Origin of the sequence: Actinomadura sp. NPDC048955 (assembly GCF_040649435.1) — a bacterium.
GTDB lineage: Bacteria > Actinomycetota > Actinomycetes > Streptosporangiales > Streptosporangiaceae > Spirillospora > Spirillospora luteofluorescens.
This window is the reverse complement of sequence record NZ_JBEZJI010000081.1, coordinates 26,257-35,563: the sequence shown is the minus strand read 5'-3', so window position 1 is coordinate 35,563 and position 9,307 is coordinate 26,257. Positions and strand designations below refer to the sequence as shown.

9 protein-coding genes are annotated in these 9,307 nt (G+C 72.5%); 6 read left to right on the top strand and 3 right to left on the bottom strand.

What is annotated here, in order from left to right; genetic code table 11:
- Together AB0C84_RS41520 and AB0C84_RS41515 are read right to left on the bottom strand one after the other, a co-directional pair.
- On the bottom strand, positions 1-593 hold a 593-nt coding region (locus AB0C84_RS41520), incomplete at its 3' end, for an FGGY family carbohydrate kinase (RefSeq protein ID WP_361077192.1).
- 42 nt (positions 594-635) lie between these two features.
- Positions 636-1,463, bottom strand: a complete 828-nt coding sequence (locus AB0C84_RS41515; protein WP_258945264.1) for an MIP/aquaporin family protein — start codon at positions 1,461-1,463, stop codon at positions 636-638.
- 246 nt (positions 1,464-1,709) lie between these two features.
- Between AB0C84_RS41515 and AB0C84_RS41510 the strand changes: the two genes are divergently transcribed.
- Together AB0C84_RS41510 and glpK are read left to right on the top strand one after the other, a co-directional pair.
- Positions 1,710-2,477 (top strand): IclR family transcriptional regulator, encoded by a 768-nt coding sequence (locus AB0C84_RS41510; protein WP_258945263.1) that lies wholly within the window; start codon positions 1,710-1,712, stop codon positions 2,475-2,477.
- 69 nt (positions 2,478-2,546) lie between these two features.
- Complete coding sequence (glpK, locus tag AB0C84_RS41505) at positions 2,547-4,073, top strand: glycerol kinase GlpK (RefSeq protein ID WP_361077188.1); 1,527 nt, start codon at positions 2,547-2,549, stop codon at positions 4,071-4,073.
- 10 nt (positions 4,074-4,083) lie between these two features.
- On the opposite strand, the gene AB0C84_RS41500 is transcribed toward glpK, so the two are convergent.
- Positions 4,084-5,235, bottom strand: a complete 1,152-nt coding sequence (locus AB0C84_RS41500) for an acyl-CoA dehydrogenase family protein (protein ID WP_361077185.1) — start codon at positions 5,233-5,235, stop codon at positions 4,084-4,086.
- Positions 5,236-5,355: 120 nt separating this feature from the next.
- Between AB0C84_RS41500 and AB0C84_RS41495 the strand changes: the two genes are divergently transcribed.
- The 4 genes from AB0C84_RS41495 (at position 5,356) to AB0C84_RS41480 (ending at position 9,303) form a co-directional block, all read left to right on the top strand.
- Positions 5,356-6,051, top strand: coding sequence for a GntR family transcriptional regulator (locus AB0C84_RS41495; RefSeq protein ID WP_361077182.1), 696 nt, complete (start codon positions 5,356-5,358; stop codon positions 6,049-6,051).
- 66 nt (positions 6,052-6,117) lie between these two features.
- Positions 6,118-6,912 (top strand): enoyl-CoA hydratase/isomerase family protein, encoded by a 795-nt coding sequence (locus tag AB0C84_RS41490; protein WP_361077179.1) that lies wholly within the window; start codon positions 6,118-6,120, stop codon positions 6,910-6,912.
- A gap of 13 nt (positions 6,913-6,925) precedes the next feature.
- Positions 6,926-8,104: an acyl-CoA dehydrogenase family protein gene (locus tag AB0C84_RS41485; protein WP_361077177.1), complete on the top strand. Its 1,179-nt coding sequence runs from the start codon at positions 6,926-6,928 to the stop codon at positions 8,102-8,104.
- Positions 8,101-9,303, top strand: coding sequence for a CaiB/BaiF CoA-transferase family protein (locus AB0C84_RS41480; protein ID WP_361077174.1), 1,203 nt, complete (start codon positions 8,101-8,103; stop codon positions 9,301-9,303). The genes AB0C84_RS41485 and AB0C84_RS41480 overlap by 4 nt, the downstream gene beginning before the upstream one ends.
- Positions 9,304-9,307 lie beyond the last annotated feature (4 nt).

The window sequence follows — 9,307 nt, the reverse complement described above, 5'->3', positions numbered from 1 at the left end:
GTCTCCAGGTCCATCAGCATGGTGCGGCTGGCGTTGGTCGGGTCGGTGACGTGCACGCCGCCGTCCGTCCCGCCGGTGAGGTTCCACAGCACCCACGAGTCGGTCGTGCCGAAGACCGCGTCGCCGTTCTCGGCGGCCTCGCGGACGCCGTCGACGTTCTCCAGGATCCACTGGATCTTGCCGCCGGAGAAGTACGTGGCCGGAGGGAGGCCGGCCTTGCGCCGGATGAGGTCGCCCTTGCCGTCCCGCTCCAGGGCGGCGGCGATGCGGTCGGTACGGGTGTCCTGCCAGACGATCGCGTTGTAGTAGGGGCGCCCGGTGCGCCGGTTCCACACCACGGTCGTCTCGCGCTGGTTGGTGATCCCGAAGGCGGCCAGGTCGCCGTGCGACAGGTTCGCCTTGGTCAGCGCGGACTGGATGACCGAGCGCGTCCGCTCCCAGATCTCGGTGGGGTCGTGCTCGACCCAGCCGGCCTGGGGCAGGATCTGCTCGTGTTCGAGCTGGTGGCGGGCGATCTCGTTGCCGCCGTGGTCGAAGATCATGAATCGGGTGCTGGTCGTGCCCTGGTCGAGGGCCCCGACGAAGTCAGCCATGCGCGGGTTCTCCTGGAGTGGTGGCGGGCGGGACGGGGCGGGTCACGCCGTCTCGTACTCGGGCTCGGGCTTCGTCAGCCCCTGCGGGTCCTCGTCGGCGGGGGGCAGGAACCGTCCGATCAGCGCCTTGTAGAGCCCGACGCCGAGCACGCCGCCGATGAGCGGTCCGATGATCGGCACCCAGAAGTAGAGATCGCCGTTCTGGTCGCGCCATGCCGAGCCGTAGCCGGTGAGGAACGAGGCGAGCCGCGGCCCGAAGTCGCGGGCCGGGTTGATCGCGTAGCCGGCGTCGGTGCCCCACGCCATGCCGATCCCGACGACCAGCAGGCCGATCATGAAGGGGGCGAGGTTGGCGAGCGGCGGGGAGTTGCGCACGTCGGTGAGCGCCTTGATCACGAACAGCAGGATGGCGGTGCCGATCACCTGGTCGCGGAACGCGCCCCAGGTGCCGACCGGGAGCGTGCCGTTGCCCGGCAGGGTGGAGAACACGCCCTGGGTCTTGATGGTGTGGCCGGGGTCGACCTTGGCCAGCACCTCGCTGTAGTTCCAGCGGACGATCAGCGCCGCGACGAACGCCCCCGCGGTCTGCGCGGCGATGTAGGGCGCCGTCTTGCGCCAGGCGAACTCCTTGAACGCGGCCAGCGCGATGGTGACGGCGGGGTTGAGGTGGGCGCCGCTGATCCGGGCCGCGACGTACACGCCGAGCGTGACGCCGAGGCCCCAGGCCCAGGCGATGCTGTCGTGGTCGCCGATCTCGGCCCCGGCGACCTGAGCGACGACGCCGACGCCGAACAGGATGAGGATCAGGGTGCCGGCGAACTCGGCGGCGAGTTCACCGGCCAGCGAGGGGATTCGGGTGCGTTCCGCCATGGTTGCTCCTCGGCAGGTGGGGTGGACGCGAGCCCCGTGAGGCTGGCTGGACCGTAAGCCGGGACGGAACGCCTGACAACGGGAGGGTGCCGACAATGTCGAACACTTTCGTCCAGGCTCGGCGGCGGTTACCCTCCACCCTGTGCACCAGATCACACAATCCGGGCAGTTCAGGGCACATAGGACGATGATCGCGGCGGCCGCCGACATTGTCGGCACGTCGCCGATGGACCTACCATCGGCCCCATGCCCGGACCTGTGCAGTCGATCGAGCGGGCGGCCGCGATCCTGCGCCTGCTGGCGGCGAGCTCGGGCCGGCTCGGGGTCGGCGAGATCGCCAGTTCGCTGGGCCTCGCACGCGGCACCGCGCACGGCATCCTGCGCACCCTGGAACGCGTCGGCTTCGTCGAGCAGGACGGCGGCACGGGCAAGTACCAGCTCGGCGCCGCGCTGCTGCACCTCGGCACCAGCTACCTGGACGTCAACGAGCTGCGGTCCCGCGCCATCAACTGGGCCGACGCGCTCGCCTCGCGCAGCGGCGAGGCCGTCCGGATCGGGACGCTGCTGGACGGGAAGGTGCTGGTCGTCCACCACGTGTTCCGCCCGGACGACACGCTCCAGGCCATGGACGTCGGCTCGCTGCTGCCGCTGCACGCCACCGCGCTCGGCAAGGCGCTGCTCGCCCACGACGCCAACGCGGCGGCGTCCATCCGCGACACCGTCCTGGAGTCCTACTGCCGGCGCACCATCACCGACCCCAAGGAGCTCGCACGGGCCGCCACCCGCGTCCGGGAGAACGGCTGGGCCGCCGAGACCGAGGAACTGTCCATCGGCGAGGCCGGGATCGCCGCCCCGATCCGCGGGCACGGGGGCCTGGTCGTCGGGGCCATCGGCATCTCCGGCGCGGTCGAGCGGATCTGCGACTCCCGCCGCGTCCCCGACCCGAGGCTCGTGGCCTACGTGCGCGACGCCGCCCGCGCCGTCTCCCGGGACCTCGGCGGTTCGCGCTGGTGACGCCGGGCCGCCCGTCCTGACGCCGGCGCGGCCGCGCGGGAAGGCGCGTCCGGGGGGAGGGGGCCGACCGTGACCGAACGGTACGTGATGTCGATCGACCAGGGCACCACCTCCACCCGGTGCATCCTGTTCGACCACGGCGGCCGGCTGGTGTCGGTGGCGCAGCGCGAGCACCGGCAGCACTTCCCGAAGCCCGGCTGGGTCGAGCACGACCCGATGGAGATCTGGCGCAACCTGGAGCGCATCGCCCCGGAGGCGCTCGCCCAGGCGGGCGCGACGCCCGGCCAGGTCGCCGCGGTCGGGATCGCGAACCAGCGGGAGACGACCGTCCTGTGGGACCGGCTGACGGGCGTCCCGATCGGCCGCGCCATCGTCTGGCAGGACATGCGGACCGGTCCGCTCGTGGACGAGCTGGCCCGCGCCCCGGGCGCCGTGATGGTCACCGAGCGCAGCGGGCTGCCGCTGGCCACCTACTTCTCGGCCCCGCGCGTCCGCTGGATGCTGGACCACACGCCCGGCCTGCGGGAACGCGCCGAGCGCGGCGAGGTGCTGTTCGGCACGATGGAGAGCTGGCTGATCTGGAACCTCAGCGGCGGCGTCGACGGCGGCGTCCACGTCACCGACGTGACCAACGCCAGCCGCACGCTGCTGATGGACCTGCACACGCTCACCTGGGACGACGGCCTGCTCGACTTCTTCGGGGTGCCGAAGGCGATGCTGCCGGAGATCCGGTCGTCCACCGAGACCTACGGGACGGCCCGCCGCGTGTTCCCCGGCGTGCGCGTCGGCGCCGCCCTCGGCGACCAGCAGGCCGCGCTGTTCGGGCAGGCGTGCTTCTCCCCGGGCGAGACCAAGTGCACCTACGGGACGGGCGCGTTCCTGCTGATGAACACCGGCACGACGCCGGTGCGGTCGGACAACGGGCTGCTCACCACCGTCGGCTACAAGATCGGTGACGAGCCCGCCGTGTACGCGCTGGAGGGCTCGATCGCCATCACCGGGGCGCTCGTGCAGTGGCTCCGGGACGGCCTCGGGCTGATCAGCACGGCGCCGGAGATCGAGACCCTGGCCCGGACCGTCGACGACAACGGCGGCTGCTACATCGTCCCGGCGTTCTCCGGGCTGTTCGCCCCTCACTGGCGCAGCGAGGCCCGGGGCATCATCGTCGGCCTGACCTCCTACATCACCAAGGGGCACCTGGCACGGGCCGTGCTGGAGGCGACGGCCTGGCAGACTCGCGAGGTCGTGGACGCGATGAACGCCGACTCTGGCCTCTCGCTGAAGGAGCTGAAGGCCGACGGCGGCATGACGTCCGACAACCTGGTCATGCAGATGGTCGCCGACGTGCTGAACGTCCCGGTGGCGCGGCCGATGGTGGTGGAGACGGTGTCGCTCGGCGCCGCCTACGCCGCCGGGCTCGCGGTCGGCTACTGGGCGGGGCTGGAGGGGCTGCGCCGCAACTGGCACCGCGCCGCCCGCTGGGTCCCGGCGATGGAGCCCGCCCGGCGGGCCGCCGAGTACGACAACTGGAAGCGCGCCGTGGAGCGCACGTTCGACTGGATCCGCGCGGGAGAGGACCCGGCCGCGGCGCCCTAGGCCGGTTCCCTTAGGCCTTGTGCCGCTCGACGAGCTGCCGGACGATCACGTTGCGCTGGATCTCGTTGGTCCCCTCGCCGACGATCATGAGGGGGGCGTCCCGGAAGTAGCGCTCGACGTCGAACTCGGTGGAGTAGCCGGCCGCGCCGTGGATGCGGACCGCGTTCAGCGCGATCTGCATCGCCGCCTCGGACGCGTACAGCTTGGCCATGCCGGCCTCCATGTCGCACCGCTCGCCCGCGTCCAGGCGCTCGGCGGCGTCGAGGGTGAGCAGGCGGGCCGCCCGCAGCTGGGTGGCCATGTCGGCGAGGTAGTTGCCGATGGACTGGTGCTGCCAGATCGGTCTGCCGAAGGCCTCGCGCTGCTGGGCGTAGCGCAGGGAGTCCTCCAGGGCGGCGCGCCCGACGCCGAGGGCCCGCGCCGCCACCTGGATGCGGCCGACTTCGAGGCCGCGCATCATCTGGGCGAAGCCGCGCCCTTCCTCGCCGCCGAGCACGGCGCCGAGCGGCGCCTCGTAGCCGTCGAAGGACAGCTCGCAGCTCTCCACGCCCTTGTAGCCGAGCTTGGGCAGGTCGCGCGAGACGGTCAGGCCGGGCCCCTTCTCGGCCAGCAGGATGCTGATCCCCCTGTGCCGCGGCGACGCGGCCGGGTCGGTCTTGCACATCAGCGCGATCAGGCCGGACGTGCGCGCGTTGGTGATCCACATCTTGGCGCCGTCCACGCGGTACCGGTCGCCGTCCCGGCGCGCGGTCGTGCTCATGGCCTGCAGGTCCGAGCCGCCGGACGGCTCGGTGAGCGCCATTGTGGCGCGCAGCTCGCCGGTCGCCATCCGGGGCAGGTACCGGGCCTTCTGCTCCTCGGTGCCGTACACGGCGAGCAGGTGGGAGACGACCGTGTGGCCGCCGAACGCGCCCGCGAGCGTCATCCAGCCGCGCGCCAGTTCCTCGGTGACGAGCGCGTAGCAGGCCTTGGAGACGGCGGCGTCGCCGTACGGCGCGGGCACGGCGAGGCCGAAGACGCCGAGCCGCTTCATGCGGTCGATGAGCTGGGCGGGATAGGTGCCCGCGTGCTCCAGTTCGCGGGCGACCGGGAGGACCTCCTTGTCGACGAAGTCCGCGACGACCTCGACGATGGCGCGCTCCTCGTCGCTGAGCGTGAACACGGCTCCGCCCTCCTTCCGTCCTGTGTTTCATATATTTGATAGGAAAATACCCGGTGTCAACGGGCGGCGGGCCATCGCCCGCCCATAATGTGAACCCCACCACCGGGCGCACGGGAGACGATGAGCGTGGCGATTTCCGGCGACCAGGCCCTCGGCCGGCGCCGCCAGCTGAGCGACGAGGTGGCCGCCTACGTCCGCGACCTCATCATGTCGGGCCAGGTCAGGCACGGGGAGTTCCTCCGCCTGGAGCGCATCGCCGAAGACCTCGGGATCAGCGTCACCCCCGTCCGGGAGGCCCTGCTGTCGCTGCGCGGCGAGGGCTTCGTCACGCTGGAGCCGCGGCGCGGGTTCATGCCGGCGCCGCTCACCCGGCAGGACGTCCAGGACCTGTTCGAGGCGCAGGCCTACTTCGCCGGCGAACTGGCCGCCCGCGCCGCCGGGAGGATCACCGGGGCGGAGCTGGAGTCGCTCGACCGGACGCAGGCGCTCCTGGAGGAGGCGTCCAAGGCCCGCGACTCCGCGACCATCGAGCGCGCCAACCACGAGTTCCACCGGATCATCAACCTGAGCGCGGGTTCCCCCAAGACGGCCTGGCTGCTGCAACTCGTGGTGCGGTACGCCCCGCGCCGCTTCTACTCCAGCATCGAGGGCTGGACGCAGGCGTCGGTCGACGACCACCATCTCGTCCTCGCCGCGCTGCGGGCGGGGGACGGCGACGCGGCACGGCAGGCGATGCGCGCCCACGTCCGGCACGCCGGGACCTTGCTGGTCGTGCACCTGGAGGCGCAGGGCTTCTGGAACGAGCGACCCGGCTGACCGCCCGGGCCCCCTTCCCCCGGCTCCGGGGGCCGCATATCGTATAAAAAATTTCCAGGAGGGCTGATGGACGACCGGGACTCCGAACCGGCGCGCGTGGTCACCGCCGCCGACCACGGCGCCACGCGGGTGCTGACGCTGAACCGGCCCGAGGCCCGCAACGCGATCGACATCCCGATGCGCGAGCGGCTCGCGGACGAGGTGCGGCGCGCCGCGGACGATCCCGGCGTCCGCGCCGTCGTGCTGACCGGCGCGGCGGGGACGTTCTCGGCGGGCGGCGACGTCCGCTCGATGGAGGGCGCCGGACCGGACGCCGTCCGGGCGCGGCTCGACCCGGTGCACGAGACCGTCCGGCTCATCGCGACCTGCGGGACGCCGTTCATCGCGGCGGTCGAGGGCGCCGCCGCCGGGCTCGGCGTGTCCCTCGCCGCCGTGTGCGACCACGTGGTCGCCGCCGAGGACGCCCGGTTCGTCGCCGCGTTCGGCAAGGTCGGCCTCGTCGCCGACGGCGGGCTGCTCTGGACGCTCCCGCAGCGCGTCGGCATGGGCCGCGCCAAGCAGATGCTGGTGTTCGGCCAGACCGTGCACGCACCCCGCGCCTACGAGATCGGACTTGCCGACTCCCTCGTCCCGTCCGGCACGGCCCTGGACGCCGCACTGGAGCGCGCCGGCGAGGCCGCCGCGCTCGCCCCGCTGTCGGTCGCCGCCGCCAAGCGCCTCCTGGCCCGCACCGACCTCAGCCTGGAGCGCCTGCTGGAGGCCGAGCGGGAGGAGCAGACCGCCCTGTTCGGCAGCACCGACTTCGCTGAGGGCCGGGCCGCGTTCGCCGAGCGCCGCCCGCCGCGCTTCGAGGGCCGCTAGGGAGGATCGGGACGTGAGCAGGCTGCAGCAGACCCACGGGCTGACGGACGAGCAACGGGAGATCATCGCGACCGTCCGGGCGTTCGTCGACAAGGAGATCATCCCGGTCGCGACCGATCTGGAGCACGCCGACGCCTACCCGCAGGCGATCGTGGACGGGATGAAGGACCTCGGGCTCTTCGGCCTGACGATCGGCGCCGAGCACGGCGGGCTGGGAGAGTCGCTGCTGACCTACGCGCTGGTGGTGGAGGAGCTGTCGCGCGGCTGGATGAGCGTGTCGGGCATCGTCAACACCCACTTCATCGTCGCGTGGATGATCGCCCAGCACGGCACCGCCGAGCAGAGGGCGCACTACCTGCCGAAGATGGCGGCCGGCGAGATCCGGGGCGCGTTCTCGATGTCGGAGCCGGGCTGCGGGTCGGACGTCTCGGCCATCAGGACCCGCGCCGTCCCGGACGGGGACGACTACGTCGTCGACGGCCAGAAGATGTGGCTGACCAACGGAGGCTCGGCCAACCTGGTGGCGACGCTGGTCAAGACCGACCCCGCCGCCGGGCATCGCGGCATGACCACGTTCCTGGTCGACAAGGACCCGGGCTTCGGCGAGGTCGCGCCCGGCCTCACCGTCCCCGGCAAGATCGACAAGATGGGGTACAAGGGCGTCGACACCACCGAGCTGGTCTTCGACTCCTACCGGATCCCGTCCGCGCAGATCCTGGGCGGGACGCCCGGACGCGGCTTCTACCAGATGATGGACGGCGTCGAGGTCGGCCGCGTCAACGTGGCGGCCCGCGGCTGCGGCGTGGCCCGCCGCGCCTACGAGCTGGCCCTGGACTACGCGCGCCGGCGCGAGACGTTCGGAAAGCCGATCGCCGAGCACCAGGCCGTTCTGTTCCGCCTGGCGGAGATGGCGACCAAGGTCGAGGCCGCGCACCAGATGATGGTGATGGCGGCGCGCCGCAAGGACTCCGGCGAGCGCAACGACCTGGAGGCCGGGATGGCCAAGTACCTGGCCAGCGAGTACTGCAAGGAGGTCGTGGAGGACGCGTTCCGCATCCACGGCGGCTACGCCTACTCCACGGAGTACGAGATCGAGCGCCTGTACCGGGAGGCCCCGATGCTCCTGATCGGAGAGGGCACCGCCGACATCCAGAAGATGATCATCGGCCGCAGGCTGCTGGAGGAGCGGTGACCTCGGCGGGCGCCCCGCTGCCGCTGGAGGGGATCACCGTCGTCGCGCTGGAGCAGGCGGTCGCGGCGCCGTTCGCCACGCGGCAGCTGGCCGACCAGGGCGCCCGCGTCGTCAAGGTGGAGCGCGTGGACGGCGGCGACTTCGCCCGCGCGTACGACACGGGCGTGCGCGGCGGGCTCGGCACGCACTTCGCGTGGCTCAACCGGTCGAAGGAGTCGGTCGCGCTCGACCTCAAGCGGGACGAGGGCCGCGCGGTCCTCGCCGACCTGGTCGCGCGCGCCGACGTCTTCCTGCAGAACCTGGCGCCCGGCGCGGCGGCCCGGCTCGGGTTCGGCGCCGAGGAACTGCGCGCCCGCGACCCCCGGCTGATCGTGGTCGAGATGTCCGGCTACGGGACGCGCGGACCGTACCGGGACAAGCGCGCCTACGACATGCTCGTCCAGGCCGAGGCCGGGCTGATCTCGGTCACCGGCACGCCCGAGACGCCGGTGAAGGCCGGCTCGCCGCTCGCCGACATCGCGGCCGGCATGTACGCCTTCTCCGGGACGCTCGCCGCGCTCGTGCGGCGCGGCGCCACCGGCGAGGGCGCGTCGATCGAGATCACGATGTTCGACGCGGTCGCCGAGTGGATGGGCCAGGCGATGTACACGACGCTCTACACCGGCTCCCCGCCGCCGCGCACGCGGCTGAGCCACCCCGTGATCGCCCCCTACGACGCCTACCCGACGTCCGGTGGCGCCGACGTGGTGATCGGCGTGCAGAACGACCGCGGCTGGGCGGCCCTGGCGACCGGCGTGCTGGAGCGGCCGGACCTCGTGACCGATCCCGAGTACGCAACGAATCAGGCGAGAGTCCGCAACCGGGAGAAAGTGGACGCGCTCGTCGCCGGTGTCACCTCCCGCATGGAACGGGACGAGCTGCTGCGGCGGCTCGACGAGGCGGGCGTGCCGAGCGCCTCCCTGAACGACGGCCACGGCCTCATCGCCCATCCGCAGCTCGCCGAGCGGGACCGGTGGCGGGAGGTGGGCTCCCCGGTGGGCGACATCCGGGCCCTGCTCCCGCCGATCACGTTCGCCGGCGCCGAGCCGCGGATGGACCCGATCCCGGCGCTCGGCGAGCACACCGACGCCGTGCTGCGCGAGCTGGGACGCGACGAGGCCGCCATCGCGGCCCTGCGCGCCGCCGGCGCGGTCGCCTGACGGC

Bases quoted from the DNA above. Each gene is read 5' to 3' on its own strand.
- AB0C84_RS41515 (WP_258945264.1), bottom strand. From the start codon at position 1,463: ATGGCGGAACGCACCCGAATCCCCTCGCTGGCCGGTGAACTCGCCGCC.
- AB0C84_RS41510 (WP_258945263.1), top strand. From the start codon at position 1,710: ATGCCCGGACCTGTGCAGTCGATCGAGCGGGCGGCCGCGATCCTGCGC.
- AB0C84_RS41495 (WP_361077182.1), top strand. From the start codon at position 5,356: ATGAGCGTGGCGATTTCCGGCGACCAGGCCCTCGGCCGGCGCCGCCAG.
- AB0C84_RS41490 (WP_361077179.1), top strand. From the start codon at position 6,118: ATGGACGACCGGGACTCCGAACCGGCGCGCGTGGTCACCGCCGCCGAC.